Source organism: Synechococcus sp. CCY9201, assembly GCF_034931105.1.
In the GTDB taxonomy this organism is placed as follows: domain Bacteria; phylum Cyanobacteriota; class Cyanobacteriia; order PCC-6307; family Cyanobiaceae; genus CBW1002.
This window is the reverse complement of the sequence record NZ_JAYGIC010000145.1, coordinates 1-14345: the sequence shown is the minus strand read 5'-3', so window position 1 is coordinate 14345 and position 14345 is coordinate 1. Positions and strand designations below refer to the sequence as shown.

Genomic DNA, 14345 nt, shown 5'->3' with positions numbered 1-14345 from the left:
GGTTGTTCCGCCTCAGCAGTGCCCTCGCTAGCGTGTTGTCCATGGGGATTCGACAGCGTCGTGCCAGGACTCTGTGGCGACGATTCGTGCGCCTGGAATGCCCTCGACAGCCGCTGGCCACCTGGAGCCTGCAGGCCACAGCAGGTGTCCTGCTGATGTGCGTTCTGGTGGCGCTGATCACCAGCTGGCCCTGGCTCACCCAACCCAGTCTTCAGCCTGGATTTCCGGCCCCGTTCACGGCCCAGGCTCCCCGAGATGCCACCGTGGTCGACAGCGAGGAGCTGGAGCTGCGCCGCAGTCAGCTGGTGCCCCGCAGCCATGTGCAGGTGGTGGATGATCGGGCGACTCGTGAACTGAAAGACCGCCTGGAGCAGGAGCTGCGTCGCCTTCAGATCTCGATCACCTCTCCGCAACAGCGCCTTGGAGCCCAGACCCTCAGTCCAGACGAGCAGGCGTGGCTCGAATCGCTCACCCCGACCCAATGGACTGACTGGATCAAGCAGGTGCGCCAGGTGCAGGCCCGCATGCTGAGCCAGGGCCTGGTTGCGAGCGTGGCCGATAGCCAGCTCGCCAGTGCTGCTGGCCTTCACTTCGAGGGTTTGCCGAGTACGGGCCGCCGGCTGGCTGCGCGGCTGGTCTCGGAATCTGTGGCTGGTTACAGCAATCTTCGCACCGATGCGGCTCTCACCCAGCGCCGCATTGAAGATCTGGTGACCCAGCAAGGTGTTCCCACGATCGCCGTGAAGCGTGGTGATCTGATCATCCGTCAGGGAGAGGCGATCAGCTCGCAGGCTTACGACGTGCTCGATTACTTCGGGTTGGTGAGCCGCCAACCGAGGCCGTTGGCCTGGTTGCAGCACGTGACCGAGGCCATGGCCACCTGTGGGGTCATCCTCCTTGTTCTGCGCCGATGGCGGGCCCGGGCCGAACCGCGTCATGCGCTGCTGGTGCTGGGGATGCTGCTGGGGGTTCAGGCCTTCAAGCTCTGGCTGGGTCCGGCCGCCAGCCCGATGGCCCTGCTGGTGCCGCCCACCCTGCTGCTGGCCGAGGGCTTAGGCACTGTGGCGGGGCTGGCATGGCTTGCGGGGGCCTCCCTGCTCTGGCCGCTTCCACTTGATGCGTTGTTGAACGTGCGGGTCTTGCTGGCGGCGGCGATCGCGGCGGCGGCGGCGATCGTGGCCAGCCGCCAGCGCAACCGTGCGCAGCTGCTGCAGCTGGCGGTGTTGCTTCCCACCGCCGCCCTGGTGCTGCAATGGCTGCTGGTGCAGCTGGCCGGGCTGACGGGAGTCACGGATGGCCGGTTGCCAGACGCCGCCCAGCTGCTGAGTGAAGCATTGCTGATGGGTGGCCTGGTGATGGCTGGCGTGCTCCTGGCTCCGCTGGTGGAGAGCTCCTTCGGGTTGCTGACTCGGGCGCGACTGCTGGAACTGGCCGATCTGGAGCGGCCCCTGCTGCGTCGTCTCTCCTGTGAGGCACCCGGCACCTTCGAACACACCCTGATGATTGCCGGCCTGGCAGAGGAGGGTGCTCGGGCCATCCGGGCGGATGTGGACCTGATCCGCACAGGTGCTCTGTATCACGATGTGGGCAAACTGCATGCTCCGCAGTGGTTCATCGAGAATCAGGGAGACGGGGAGAATCCCCACGACGGCCTCAATGACCCCTTCCGCAGTGCTGAGATCCTTCAGGCCCATGTGGATGAAGGTCTGAAGCTTGCCCGCCGCTATCGCCTGCCCAGCCCCCTGGCGGACTTCATTCCCGAGCACCAGGGCACCTTAAAGATGGGATATTTTTTCTACCAGGCGCGAGAGCGGGATCCATCTGTTCCGGAATCCGCCTTCCGCTACCGAGGGCCGGCTCCGCGCAGCCCTGAAACCGCCATTCTCATGCTCGCTGATGGATGCGAGGCGGCGTTGCGATCTCTTCCCCCGGGCACCTCGGAGCAGGAGGCGGGCGCAATGGTGAGGCGGATCATCGAAGCGCGCCGCCACGACGGGCAGCTGGCCCGCAGCGGACTGGGACAGGCCGATCTGGAGCTGCTGGTGCGCGCCTTTGTACGGGTCTGGAAACGGATGCGGCACCGTCGCATCCCCTACCCGATCCCCGCCCGCAAGGCGTACAGCGCCTGATCAGCAAACGCCGACGGTCACACTTTCGGAATCTGGTCTGGGCTGTCTTCCTCGAATCGTTCCCAGGCCTCCAGCAGCGTGTAGGCCGCCAGCCGCCGATACCAGAGCTCAGGATCACCTCCCTGGTCAGGGTGCCACTCCTGCAGCTTGCGGCGCCAGGTGGCCCGGATCACGGGCCAGGAGCTGCCTGGAAGGACACCAAGTTCGGCGCAGGCTCGTCGGTAACGATCATGGCCCGGCTGGGCGCGCTGGGGATCGGCTTCAGCATGGAGGGAGGATGTCGGAGGGCCGGAGGAAGGCGGGGGCTCGGACTGGGACCGATGGCGCGGCCGACGTTGCAACAGCGCACTCGAGAGACCCAGCAGGCCGCGGCTGATCAGCCCCGCGCCGGCCAGCAGGAAGATGGCCGGGGAGAACAGCATCACAGTGCTGTCGAAGGCCTGCTCGAGATTGCCGCTTTGGCGAGCCTGCTCAGCCATCGCCAGGATGAATCGCGCCAGGACAGTCCCGATCACCATGCTGGTGAGCCCGATCAAGAGGGAGTCCCACCAGCGGGGCGGCGGGCGATGGTGGGCTCTGCTCAAGCGGCCATCCCATCCGGCTCGATCCCCGCAGGCTACCCATGACGATTCGGAGGGTTGGCGCCGCGGCCTCGGCTCAGCAGCATGGGGACAGTCCGGCGGCCAGCCATGGCGCTCAGCTTCGCGGAGCTCCAGGCCCAGTTGCGGCAGGGCTGGGGTGGGCACTGGGGCGATCACGGCGATCGGGCCGACGCCCGGTTCGATCAATTGGTGGTGCCGTCGCTCACCATGGAGGAGCACCAGATCCAGCTGGTGACCGGCGTCCACCACTACGAAGAACGCCAGCTCTTCAATCTGATCCGGCTGCGCCATCCAGGCGTGCGGGTGGTGTATGTAACCAGCACGCTGCTGCCGGAGCTGGTGGTGGATGCGGTGCTGGAGCTGTTGCCCGGCATGCCGGCCTCCCATGCCCGCCGCCGGTTGCACCTGTTCGACACCAACGACGCTTCGCCGCGGCCTCTCACCGCCAAGCTTCTGGAGCGGCCGGCCCTGTTGGCCCGCATCCGCGAGCAGCTGCGGCCAGGGCGCAGCTTTCTGAGCTGCTACACGGTGACCGATCTGGAGCGGAGCCTCTCCGAGCGCCTGCAGGTTCCGCTGCTGGGTTGCGATCCCGCCCTGGCCCACTGGGGCACCAAGGCCGGCAGCCGTGAGTTGTTTGCCCGCTGTGGTGTGCCCCATCCTCCGGGCAGTGGCGTGGTGTTCACCCTGGAGGATCTGGCGGCAGCGGCCGTGGATCTCTGGGATCACAACCCTGGGCTGCGGCGGCTGGTGGTGAAGCTCAACGAGGGCTTCAGCGGCGAGGGCAATGCCAGGCTCGATCTCAAGCCTCTCGATCTGCCCGGCCACAGCGCCGGCCAGCGTCTGGCCGTGATGCGGCAGGCCCTGGAGCGATTGCCGATGCCGAGCCAGCACTGGCAGGAGCTGCTGGCCCGGCAGGGGGCCCTGGTGGAGGCCTGGCTGGAGGGAGGCGAGCAGCAGAGCTCCCCCAGCGTGCAGGGCATGATCCATCCCGATGGCTTCGTGGAGGTGCTCTCCACCCATGAGCAGCGGCTGGGCGGCAGCTCCGGCCAGACCTTCGAAGGCTGTTCCTTCCCTGCCCATGCCGCCTACCGCCAGCCGTTGATGGAGATGGGCCGGCTTGTCGGGGAGGCCCTCGCCGCCGAAGGGGCGCTGGAGCGCTACGCCGTCGACGTGGTGGCCCGGAGGTTTTCAGGCCATTGGGATCTTCAGGCCATCGAGGTGAATCTGCGCCAGGGGGGGACCACCCATCCCTTCATGGCCCTGCGCCACACCACCAGCGGCCGGCTCGATCCCGCCACTGGCGCCTTCCTCTCCCCCTCAGGCCAGGCCCTTTACTACGAAGCCACCGACAATCTCTGCGATCCCCGCCTGCGGGGGCTGCTGCCGGAGGATCTGATCGATCTGGTGGCCGAGGCGGGGCTGCATTTCGATCCAGCCCATCTGCGCGGCAGCCTCTTCCATCTGCTCGGTTGCCTGTCGCAATACGGCAAGCTCGGCATGACCTGCATCGGCCGTAGCCCCGAGGAAGCCGCTGCGGTGTATCAGGGCACCCAGGAGGCCCTGCTGCGGGGGGCGGGGCGATTGCAGGGCTGAGTCTGGGCTGGGCCGAGCCATTGCAGAGCTCAGCCATGGGTGGCCAGGGGAGAGGCGACCGGCCAGGATCGAACCAGACACGCCGTTTCGCCGCGATGGCACCCGCCTCCAGCAGTCGAAGCCCCTCCCTGCCCGAGGCACCCCTGTGGGTTCCCTGGCTTCTGGTGGGCATCTCCACGATGCTCGTGGTGCTGTTCGTGGTGATCCTCGGCAAGTACCGCGAGCAGAGCCGCAGCCTGCGCCAGCTGCGCGATCGGGTCGAAGGGCTGGAGCACTCCCGTGCCCTGGAGCGCACCACGATTCTGGAACAGCAGCTGCGCAGCACCTCCGAGCGGCTGCGCAAGCTCGAGTCCCTGGAGGGTTCGATCGCCAATCTGCAGGGACAACAGGATCGCCTGCGCGTCGAAGTCCGCCAGATCAGCCGGCGCCAGGTGGCTCCCGAACTGGAGATCCCTCCGGCTGTGGAGGCACCGGCCCCATCGAGCCCAGCCCCAGCTCCGTCGGCCTCATCGACGAGCCGGCCAGCCAATCCGGGTGCCAATCCCTGAAGGGGTCAGCCCTTGACAGCGTCGCCGCTGGCGTTGGGAAGGATGTAGCGCTGCAGGCCGATGAACAGCACCAGGACCGGCAGAATCGACACCACCGAGCCTGCAGCCACCAGGCGCCAGTCGAGGGAGAAGCTGCTGGCCAGTTGTTGCAGCCCCAGCGGCAAGGTGTAGAGCTGAGGGTCGTCGAGAATCACCAGGGGCCAGAGAAAATCGCTCCAGGTGCCGATGAACACGAACATCGCCAGGGTGATCAGATCGGCGCGGGCCGCCGGGATCATCACGTTCCACCATTCGCCCAGGGGGGTGCAGCCGTCGATCCGGGCTGCCTCTTCAAGCTCCACGGGCACCCCCAGGAAACTCTGACGCAACAGGAAGATGCCGAAGGCGGTGGCCGCCTGCGGCAGGATCAGGGCCCAGAGGGTGTTGCGCAGGCCGATCTGCACCATCAGCAGATACAGCGGAATCATCACCACCTGGAAGGGAATCAGGATCGTGGCCACCACCAGGGCCAGCACGAGGCCGCGACCGGCGAAACGCAGCCGGGCCAGGGGATAGGCCGCCAGGGAGCAGAACAGCAGATTGGCCAGCACCGCCAGGGCACTGACGATGGCGCTGTTGCGCAGGTAGAGACCGAGCGGATTCTCGGTGAACAGCCGCCCATAGGCCTGCAGGCTCGGCTGGGCCGGCAGCAGGGCCGGAGGGCTGGTGAAGATGTCCTCGGCGGGTCCCTTGAGCGACGTGCTCACCAGCCACAGCAGGGGCAGCAGCATCAACAGGGCCACCAGCAACAGCACCGCCAGCTGCACGCCATGGGTGAGGGAGGGACGGGACCGACCGCTGGCGGAACGGGACATGGCGCGGCGGTTCGGGGGTCCCTGAAGCGGCTGAAGGCTAGCTGGGTCCACACCGCCTCAACGCTGCGCTGCCTGCCACCTCCCTGGCCTCAAGCAGCAGGTCGCCCAGCGCCACAGCTCAGAGCAGCAGGCGCAGCCTGCATTAGCTCCAGCGTTGCAGCAGCGGCAGGGAGCGGCCCATCGATCTAGAGCCTCGGAATCTCGGCCACCGGCAGGGGCGCTTTCTGGGGATGCAGAGGGGCTCGCTGGGCTCCTGCCACGAGGCGGTTGAGCGCGTTCACGAAGGCCTGGGCCGCTGCCACCACGATGTCGGTGTCGGCGGAATGGCCGGAGTAGAGCACCCCGGCGGCCCGCAGGCGAATCGTCACCTCGCCCATGGCATCGATGCCCTCGGTGACCGATTTGACGCTGAATTCCACCAGCTCATTGGGCACCCCGGCCAGCCGGTTCAGGGCCTGACAGACCGCATCCACAGGACCGGTGCCGATGGTCGCCTCGGTGCATTCGGCGCCATCGGCCGTCTGCAGGGTGACGGTGGCCGTGGGCTGCAGCCCCGTGCCGCAACTCACCTGGACCCGCTTGAGGGTGAAACGCGCCTCATCCTGCAGCTGCACCTGCTCGCTGACGATCGCCTCAAGGTCGCGGTCGCTGATCTCGCGCTTGCGGTCGGCCAGCTCCTTGAAGCGGGCGAAGGCGTCGTCGAGATCCTCGCGCTCAAGGGTGTAGCCGAGTTCCTCCAGTCTCGCGCGAAAAGCACTGCGGCCGGAGAGCTTGCCCAGCGAGATGCGGTTGTCGCTGAGCCCCACGGTGCGGGCGTCGATGATCTCGTAGGTGAGGCGATTTTTGAGCACACCGTCCTGATGGATGCCCGATTCGTGGGCGAAGGCATTGGCCCCCACAATCGCCTTGTTGGGTTGTACCGCCATACCGGTGAGATTGCTCACCAAGCGCGAGGTCTTGGTGATCTCCTCCGTGCGGACGCCCGTGAGCGGTTCAGTGCTGTCTGCCGGACGGCCCAGGAAGGGGTTGAAGTAGCTGCGCCGCACGTGCAGGGCCATCACCAGCTCCTCAAGGGAGGCATTGCCGGCCCGCTCGCCGATGCCATTGATCGTGCATTCCAGCTGGCGGGCGCCGTGCTTGACGGCCTCGAGGAAGTTGGCCACGGCCAGGCCGAGGTCGTTGTGGCCGTGCACCGAGATCACGGCCTGGTCGATGTTGGGCACGTGGGCATTGATGCCCGCGATCAGCTGACCGAATTCCGACGGCGTGGCATAACCCACCGTGTCGGGGATGTTGATCGTGGTGGCCCCGGCCCGGATCGCCACCTCGATCACCTGGTACATGAAGTCCGGATCGGAGCGGCCGGCGTCCTCGCAGGAGAACTCGACGTCGTCGACCAGCGAGCGGGCGTAAGCAACCATCTCAGCGGTGATCGCCAGCACCTCGGTGCGGGATTTGCGCAGCTTGTGCTCCAGGTGGATGTCGCTGGTGGCGATGAAGGTGTGGATGCGGCGGCGGGCCGCCGGGGCCACGGCGTCGGCACAGGCCTTGATGTCGCCCTGGGCCGCGCGGGCAAGGCCGCAGATCACGGGTCCCTCGGGGGTGCCGACGCTGGCGGCGATGCGCTGCACGGCGTTGAAGTCGCCGCTGCTGGCGAAGGGAAAGCCGGCCTCAATGATGTCCACACCGAGCCGGGCCAGCTGCTGGGCGATGGCCAGCTTCTCCTCGAGGTTGAGGCTGGCACCGGGCGACTGCTCGCCGTCGCGCAGGGTGGTGTCGAAGATCAGCACCCGGCCGGGATCGCGGGCCATGGCAGTTAAGTCGGAATGAGTATGAGTTGAGTGGAGTCTAGGGGGTCGCCTGGGCCGCTCCCTGGCGCTGGAACACGGGCGCCTGCAGGGCCTCAGCCTTTTCGAGGCGCTCCCGCAGGCTGGCCAGGTCCACGAAGCGATCGGCGGCGTTGCGCAGTTCCCGGGCCACCATCCCCTCGGTGCTCATCACCACGATGCGCAGGCCCCGGGCCCGCAGCACCTCCACCAGCCGCTCCAGGTCACGACTGCCGCTCAGCAGCCAGACCTCGTCGGTGCGGCCGGCCACCGCCATCAGATCGATGGCGATCTCCACCTCGAGATTGGCCCGTCCGTAGTGACGGGTCTCGGCGTCGCCTCCGCCGAACTCCCGCAGGGGCCTGGTGCGCACGGTGAATCCCAGGCTGGTGAGGGCGTCCCGGAAGGGGCGCTGATCGGTGTGATCCTTGAGACCCGCGTACCAGAAGGCGCTGGCTGGTTCCCCACCCGCCTGCTCGCGGGCCAGCTCCAGCAGGCGGCGGGGATCGAAGAACCAACCCAGCTTCTGCTGGGCATAAAACATGCCGTGACCGTCAACCGCCAGGACCAGCTGCATGGGGTGGAGGGCGACAACGTTCAGCCTAGGGGCGAGGCCTACACTGCCCGCATCGCCGCAAGCCCATGGCCGCAGGGAATCTGGCCCTGGTGCTCCACGCCCATCTCCCCTACGTGCGCTCGGGGGATCCGGGATCCCTGGAGGAAGACTGGTACTTTCAGGCGCTGCAGGAGTGTTACCTGCCGCTGCTGGCCATGCTGGAGGCGGCCGCGGCTGACCCGCAGCAGCAGCCGCGCCTCACCCTGGGGCTCTCCCCCACCCTGCTGTCGCTGCTCTGCGACGCCGATCTGAACGCCCGCTTCCCGGCCTGGCTGGAGCAACGTCAGCAGCTCCTGGCTCTGGCGCCATCCACGCACCGGGACGCGGTTCTGGATCTGGACATGCGCCTCCAGGCCGCAGCAGACCAGTTCCGGGCCAGCGGCGGCACCCTGTTGCCCCGATTTCGGGCCCTGCAGCAACGGGGGGTGCTGGATCTGATCACCTGCGCCGCCACCCACGGCTATCTGCCGCTGCTGCGCCACACCCCTGAGGCGGTCCGGGCCCAGCTGCTCACCGCCATCCGCGAGCACCAGCGCCTGCTGGGGGAGCGTCCCCTCGGCATCTGGCTGCCGGAATGCGCCTACTACGAAGGTCTCGATCAGGTGATGGTCAGCGCCGGCCTGCGCTACTCCCTGCTCGACGGCCACGGTCTGCTGCATGCGCTGCCCAGACCCCGGTACGGCGTCTATGCGCCGATCTGCTCGCCGGCGGGTGTGGCTTTCTTCGCACGCGACAGTGCCTCCACCCTGCCGGTCTGGAGTGCGAGCGAGGGGTATCCCGGTGATCCGGTGTACCGCGAATTCCACCGCGATCTCGGCTGGGATCTGAGCGATGAGGTGCTGGACGAGGCCGGCATCACCAGTCGCCGGCCGCTCGGTCTGAAGCTGCACTGTGTGAGTGGCCGCGACTGTCCTCTCGATCGCAAGCGTCCCTATGACCCCGCCGCGGCCCAGACTCGCCTGGCGGAGCATGCCGCCGCCTATCTGGCCGGCCGCACGGATCAGCTGCAGGCCCTGGGCTCGGCCATGGACCGGCCGCCATTGCTGGTGGCACCGTTTGACGCGGAACTGTTCGGCCACTGGTGGTTCGAGGGGCCGGGGTTCCTGGCGGAGCTGTTCCGGCAGGCGCCTGGCAGCGGTGTGCGCTTCTGCCACCTGCGCGAGGTGCTGACCGGTGGGGATCAACTGCAGGTCTGCCGCCCCTCTCCCTCCAGCTGGGGCCAGGGGGGGTATCACGACTACTGGCTGAACGACACCAACGCCTGGGTGGTTCCCCAGTGGCATCGCGCCTCCCAGGCGATGGTGCGGCGGGTGAACCGCGGCGTGGGCAGCGAACATCAGCGCGATCTGCTCACCCAGGCCGGCCGGGAGCTGCTGCTGGCCCAGAGCTCCGACTGGAGCTTCATCCTGCGGGCCGGCACCACCACCGATCTGGCCCGTGAGCGCATCCACCGCCACCTCGATCGCTTCTGGCGGTTGATGGAGGCGATCGATCAGGGCAACGAGCTGAGTGGCAGCTGGCTGGCGGCGGTGGAACGGGAAGATGGCCTTTTCCCTCTGCTCAATGCCGCCGACTGGTCCAGCATCCCCTGATCTATTGCAGGAACCGTGAGGCTCAGAGCGTAAGCACCCGGGTGAGCAGATCCGCCTCGCGTCCGCGGGGCTCCATCAGGCCCCAGCGCACGTCCCAGGGGGCAGATCCGTACAGCTTCAGCATGGCCCCCACCAGCTCCGGCAGCGGCAGGGTGTTGGTGAGGAAGCCATACCACTGCCGATTCGGCAGGTGGAAGAAGGTCTCGAAGAAGTGGCAGATCTGCTCCTCGGGAAACCGCATCAGCTTCTCGAGGCCGAACTGATACAGGGCATGCTTGCGGCGCAGCTCCTGCGGCCAGAGGGCTCGCCAGGAGCGCCGGGCCAGCTCCGCCGTGGGGCACTGCGCATCCGCCAGAGCTTCGGCCATCGCCTCGGCCAGCACCGGCGCCCGGCGCAACAGCGCGCCCACCATGTAGCCCGAGGCGGGATGGACCATGCTGGCGGCCCCGCCAAAGCCCACCACGGGTTGATCCAGGTCAGGCAGCGGCAGATTCATCGGGAACAGGCAGAACTCCTCGTGATGGATCTCCTGCACCGCCACGCCGCGATGGCTGAGGCGGCGTTGCAGGCGCTGTTTCAGCACGGCAAAGGGAACGGCCGGAGCCAGCGCGAGGGAGGTCTCCTCCACGAAGAACACGCCATCGCCCAGATCCATCGCGTAGAGAAAGGTGGGCGGTTGCTGCCGCTCCTCCGGCGCGAGGTGGTCGGCGCGGAAATCCATCAGCACGAACTGGCTCGGATCCACCGGTGGCGCCGAAAACCTCCCCACGATTCCGTAGGCGGCCTGGCCGGCCACGGGCCCCCGATCGGGCCGCCGGACGAACACCGGCTGATGGCCGCTGGCATCCACCACCAGTCGAGCCCGCAGCTGGCTGCCATCGGCCAGGCTCACCGTGGATTGGTGGGAGCCGTGCTCGATCCGGGTCGCCTGGCCGCACTGCCACAGCACGCCGGTGGCGCGACCCTGCTCCAGCCAGTGCTGCTGCAGCCTGTGGCGATCGAACAGGCCATAGTCCCGCTCGTGGCTGAGGGGTTCGGGCCCGAACCAGCTCACCGTGTTGCTCCAGCGGTGGGCCAGCAGATGGCTCAGCCCCAGGCTGTCCACCTCCTCGCCCCAGACCCCGTAGGTGTTCTCCCAGGGGGTCTCAGGGGGCTGAGGCGCCAGGGCGATCACGTTGACGCCGCACCTGCCGAGGGCGGCCGTGATCGCCAGCGCCGCCGGTCCGCTGCCGATCACCAGGACATCGACCATGACGGACCTCAGACCTCGGGATCGGGAACGGGCGGGAGTTCCTCCTCCTCCTCCTCAGGCGCCGGCGGTACCAGCACCACCTCGCTGAGGCGGTCGCCGGAATCCAGCTTCTGAAGTCGCACCCCTGTGGCGGCGCGCGATTGCTGCGGCACCGCATCGGCCTGCATCCGCACGATCACGCCGCGCTCGCTCACCAGCAGCAATTCCTCGCCGCTGCCCACGACCTTGAGGCCCACCAGCACGTCGCCATCGCGGCGGAACTTCATGGTGCGCAGGCCCATGCCGGCCCGTTTCTGGAGCCGGAACTGATCGACCGGCACCCGCTTGCCCAGCCCACTGGCTGACGCAACCAGCACCCAGGGCCCTTCGGACGGGGCGAGTTCTTGGCCATCGGCTTCGCTATCACCATCGTCCTCGCTGATGGCACTGCGGGCGACCCGATCGGCCAGCTCCACGGGCAGCACATCCATGCTCACCAACAGATCACCGGCGCGCAGATTCATGGCCCGCACACCCCTGGCCGTGCGTCCCAGCGGCCGCAGTTCCTCATCGAGGAGACGGAAGTGGATGGTCATGCCCTGGCGTGAGCCGATCAGCACACTGTCGCCGGGCAGGGCGAGCCGCACCCAGGTGAGGGCATCGCCATCTTCCAGGGAGATGGCGATCAGACCATTGGAGCGGATATTGGCGAAGGCCGACAGATTGGTGCGCTTGATGTAGCCGCCGCTGGTCAACATCAGCAGCTGCATGCTGTCGTCGAAGTCGCTCACGGCCAGCAGGGAGGTGAGGGCCTCCTCACGCGGAATCGGCAGCAACTGCACCACCGGTGTTCCCTTGGCGGCACGGCTGCAGAGCGGCACGCGGTAGGCGGGGATGGAATACACCACACCGCGATCGCTGAACAGCAGCAAGGCATCGTGATCGTTGCAGCTGATGAACAGCTTCACCGCCTCTTCGCCCTGGCTCTTGGTGCCCGCCTTGCCGCGGGTGCCGCGGCTGGTGGCCTCGAACTCACTCACCGGCATCCGCTTGAGGTAGCCGTTCTCGGTGAGCAACACCACGGAGCGCTCGTTGGCGATCAGGTCGATGTCTTCGAGGCCGCCTTCGAGATCGAGGATCTCGGTGCGGCGGGGCGAGCCGTAACGGGTGCGGATCGCCTGCAGTTCCTCCTCGATCAGGCCCAGGACCCGCTCCCGCCTGGCCAGGATGTCCTTGTAGTCGGTGATCTTGGCGAGCAGATCCTCGTGCTCCAGCCTGATCTTGTCGGCCTCCAGGGCGGTGAGGCGCCGCAGCTGCATCTGCAGGATCGCGTCGGCCTGGATCTCGGTCAGGCCGAACTGCTCGGTCAGCGCGATGCGGGCGGTGGCGGTGTCGGCCGCGCTGCGGATCAGGGCGATGATCGCGTCGAGATTGTCAAGCGCGATCAGCAGGCCGAGCAGGATGTGATCGCGCTCCTCGGCCTTGCGCAGCAGGTAGCGCGTGCGTCGCTCGATCGTCTCGATGCGGAACTCAAGGAACACCTGCAGCATCTTGCGCAGGGTGAGCAGCACCGGTTCGCCCTTGACCAGCGCCAGCATATAGGCGCTGAAATTATTCTGGAGCGGTGTGAGCTTGAACAGATTATTCAGCACCACCTGAGGATAAGCATCACGCCGCAGTTCAATCACGATCCGCATACCATCGCGATCCGATTCGTCGCGGATGTCGGCGATGCCCTCCAGCTTCTTGTCGTTCACCATTTCGGCGATCCGCTCGATCAGCGCCGCCTTGTTGGTCTGATACGGAAGCTCGGTGATGATCACCGCATCGCGGTCCGGACGGCCCTTGGCCTCCACGGTCTCGATCATCGCCACACCGCGCATCGTCACCGAGCCGCGGCCGGTGGTGTACATCTCGCGGATGCCCCGGCGGCCGAGGATCTGGCCGCCGGTGGGGAAGTCCGGCCCGGGAACCAGGGCCAGCAGCTGACGATCGTCGAGCTCGGGATCGGCGATCAGGGCCAGCAGGCCATCAATCAGTTCGGTGAGGTTGTGGGGCGGGATGTTGGTGGCCATCCCCACGGCGATGCCGGTGGAGCCATTCAGCAGCAGCTGGGGGATGCGCGCCGGCATCACCGTCGGTTCCTGCTGACTGCCGTCGAAGTTGTCGACGAAATCGACCGTTTCGCTCTCGATGTCTTCGAGCAGGCTGTCGGTGGTGAGGGCCTGGAGGCGCGATTCGGTGTAGCGCATCGCCGCCGGCGGATCGTTGTCCACCGACCCGAAGTTGCCATGCCCATCGATCAGGGGCATGCGCATCGAGAAGTCCTGGGCCATCCGCACCAGGGCGTCGTAGACCGCTGTGTCGCCGTGGGGGTGGTACTTACCCAGCACCTCGCCCACCACCCGGGCGCATTTGCGGTAGGGCCGGTCGCTGGTGAGACCCAGCTCGTACATCGCGTAGAGGATGCGGCGATGCACCGGCTTCAGGCCATCGCGGGCATCGGGCAGGGCCCGGCCCACGATCACGCTCATCGCATACTCCAGATAGGAGCGCGACATCTCGTTGCGAAGGTCGGCCTGGATGATCCGCCCGTCGGATTCCCCGGGGCCTGTGGGTCCGGGCCCGCTTGGATCCGCCATGCACGACCGTCTCTAGAAGACGGCAGTTTATCGAAGCCCCATGAGCCGAGCGGTTCGCACTGAGGTCGATCTGCAGCGGCGGCAGCGGCAGGGCACGTTGCGGGTCTGCACGGCCGCCGTTTTCCGGCAGCGGGTGGCGGAGCTGGGGCTGGAGCAGGCCTACGCCGCAACCGATGTGGTGGTGGCCGCCGACGCCAGCTTCATCGATCAGGGGTGCCTGTTGCTCGGCCTGGGCCCCACCGATCCCCCGATCCGGATCCGGGAGGCGCAGGTGGATGGGGTGGCGGCCCTGGCCGGAGCCGGGCCGGGCGAGCTGCTGCTGCCGATCGCCGCTGGGGGCGCCCAGGTGCTGGCGAACCTGCTGGCCGGTCAGCGGGTGAGTCTGGCGGCCACCGGCGAGGCCACGCCTCTGCAGCCCCGTCCGGAACTGCATACCAGCCTTGACCTTGATCGCATCGGCGTGGCCCGCCTCAGCCTGCATCGCGCCATCAGCGAGAACGGCGTGGTGGCCGTGAGCAGCGCCGAAGGGCTGATCCGCTCCCCCTACGGCCCCCTGCTGGGTCCCTTCGGCAACGCGTTGTTCAGCTGCGGCGGTGCCGGCAGCATCGGCCTGACGATGCCGGGCCTGGCCGGGTTGGGGCCGGGGTCACCGGTGCTGGTGGCTGGTGGGTTGGGCGTGGTGGTGGGGGCGGGCAGCGGCCATCAGCCCCGG

The 14345-nt window shown here is 67.5% G+C and carries 11 protein-coding genes; 5 read left to right on the top strand and 6 right to left on the bottom strand.

The features are described 5' to 3' along the window. The first annotated feature begins 41 nt into the window (after positions 1-41). On the top strand, positions 42-2129 hold the full coding sequence (locus VB716_RS14015; protein WP_197169703.1) for an HDIG domain-containing metalloprotein: 2088 nt from the start codon (positions 42-44) through the stop codon (positions 2127-2129). Between the two features lie 17 nt (positions 2130-2146). On the opposite strand, the gene VB716_RS14010 is transcribed toward VB716_RS14015, so the two are convergent. Then, positions 2147-2713 (bottom strand): hypothetical protein, encoded by a 567-nt coding sequence (locus VB716_RS14010; protein WP_323247211.1) that lies wholly within the window; start codon positions 2711-2713, stop codon positions 2147-2149. A 105-nt stretch (positions 2714-2818) separates the two neighbouring features. Between VB716_RS14010 and VB716_RS14005 the strand changes: the two genes are divergently transcribed. Next, positions 2819-4324 (top strand): peptide ligase PGM1-related protein, encoded by a 1506-nt coding sequence (locus tag VB716_RS14005; RefSeq protein ID WP_197153950.1) that lies wholly within the window; start codon positions 2819-2821, stop codon positions 4322-4324. 95 nt (positions 4325-4419) lie between these two features. After that, positions 4420-4872 (top strand): hypothetical protein, encoded by a 453-nt coding sequence (locus VB716_RS14000; RefSeq protein ID WP_197153949.1) that lies wholly within the window; start codon positions 4420-4422, stop codon positions 4870-4872. A 5-nt stretch (positions 4873-4877) separates the two neighbouring features. On the opposite strand, the gene VB716_RS13995 is transcribed toward VB716_RS14000, so the two are convergent. The 3 genes from VB716_RS13995 to VB716_RS13985 all read right to left on the bottom strand — a co-directional run bounded on the left by VB716_RS13995 (position 4878) and on the right by VB716_RS13985 (position 8129). Then, positions 4878-5726 (bottom strand): carbohydrate ABC transporter permease, encoded by an 849-nt coding sequence (locus VB716_RS13995; RefSeq protein ID WP_197153948.1) that lies wholly within the window; start codon positions 5724-5726, stop codon positions 4878-4880. 185 nt (positions 5727-5911) lie between these two features. Further along, positions 5912-7537: a 2-isopropylmalate synthase gene (locus tag VB716_RS13990; RefSeq protein WP_323270788.1), complete on the bottom strand. Its 1626-nt coding sequence runs from the start codon at positions 7535-7537 to the stop codon at positions 5912-5914. 37 nt (positions 7538-7574) lie between these two features. Continuing rightward, entirely contained in the window at positions 7575-8129 is a 555-nt protein-coding gene (locus VB716_RS13985) for an NYN domain-containing protein (RefSeq protein ID WP_197153946.1), read from the bottom strand. 65 nt (positions 8130-8194) lie between these two features. Between VB716_RS13985 and VB716_RS13980 the strand changes: the two genes are divergently transcribed. Next, a complete protein-coding gene (locus VB716_RS13980) occupies positions 8195-9760 on the top strand; it encodes a glycoside hydrolase family 57 protein (RefSeq protein ID WP_197153945.1) in 1566 nt (521 codons plus the stop codon). A gap of 22 nt (positions 9761-9782) precedes the next feature. On the opposite strand, the gene crtL is transcribed toward VB716_RS13980, so the two are convergent. Next, the gene (crtL, locus tag VB716_RS13975; protein ID WP_323270787.1) at positions 9783-11012 is read right to left on the bottom strand and encodes a lycopene beta cyclase; all 1230 of its coding nucleotides are present in this window, start codon (positions 11010-11012) and stop codon (positions 9783-9785) included. An 8-nt stretch (positions 11013-11020) separates the two neighbouring features. After that, positions 11021-13633 carry a DNA gyrase subunit A gene (gene gyrA, locus VB716_RS13970; RefSeq protein ID WP_323270786.1) on the bottom strand — a complete coding sequence of 871 codons (2613 nt, stop codon included), beginning with the start codon at positions 13631-13633 and terminating at the stop codon, positions 11021-11023. Between the two features lie 40 nt (positions 13634-13673). On the opposite strand from gyrA, the gene VB716_RS13965 reads away from it, so the two are divergent. Next, positions 13674-14345: homocysteine biosynthesis protein (locus tag VB716_RS13965; RefSeq protein WP_323270784.1), on the top strand; the 672-nt coding region annotated here is incomplete at its 3' end.

Coding starts and splice junctions, on each gene's coding strand:
- VB716_RS14000 (WP_197153949.1), top strand. CDS start 4,420: ATGGCACCCGCCTCCAGCAGTCGAAGCCCCTCCCTGCCCGAGGCACCC.
- gyrA (WP_323270786.1), bottom strand. CDS start 13,633: ATGGCGGATCCAAGCGGGCCCGGACCCACAGGCCCCGGGGAATCCGAC.
- VB716_RS13990 (WP_323270788.1), bottom strand. CDS start 7,537: ATGGCCCGCGATCCCGGCCGGGTGCTGATCTTCGACACCACCCTGCGC.
- VB716_RS13995 (WP_197153948.1), bottom strand. CDS start 5,726: ATGTCCCGTTCCGCCAGCGGTCGGTCCCGTCCCTCCCTCACCCATGGC.
- VB716_RS13980 (WP_197153945.1), top strand. CDS start 8,195: ATGGCCGCAGGGAATCTGGCCCTGGTGCTCCACGCCCATCTCCCCTAC.
- VB716_RS14005 (WP_197153950.1), top strand. CDS start 2,819: ATGGCGCTCAGCTTCGCGGAGCTCCAGGCCCAGTTGCGGCAGGGCTGG.
- VB716_RS14015 (WP_197169703.1), top strand. CDS start 42: ATGGGGATTCGACAGCGTCGTGCCAGGACTCTGTGGCGACGATTCGTG.
- VB716_RS13985 (WP_197153946.1), bottom strand. CDS start 8,129: ATGCAGCTGGTCCTGGCGGTTGACGGTCACGGCATGTTTTATGCCCAG.
- crtL (WP_323270787.1), bottom strand. CDS start 11,012: ATGGTCGATGTCCTGGTGATCGGCAGCGGACCGGCGGCGCTGGCGATC.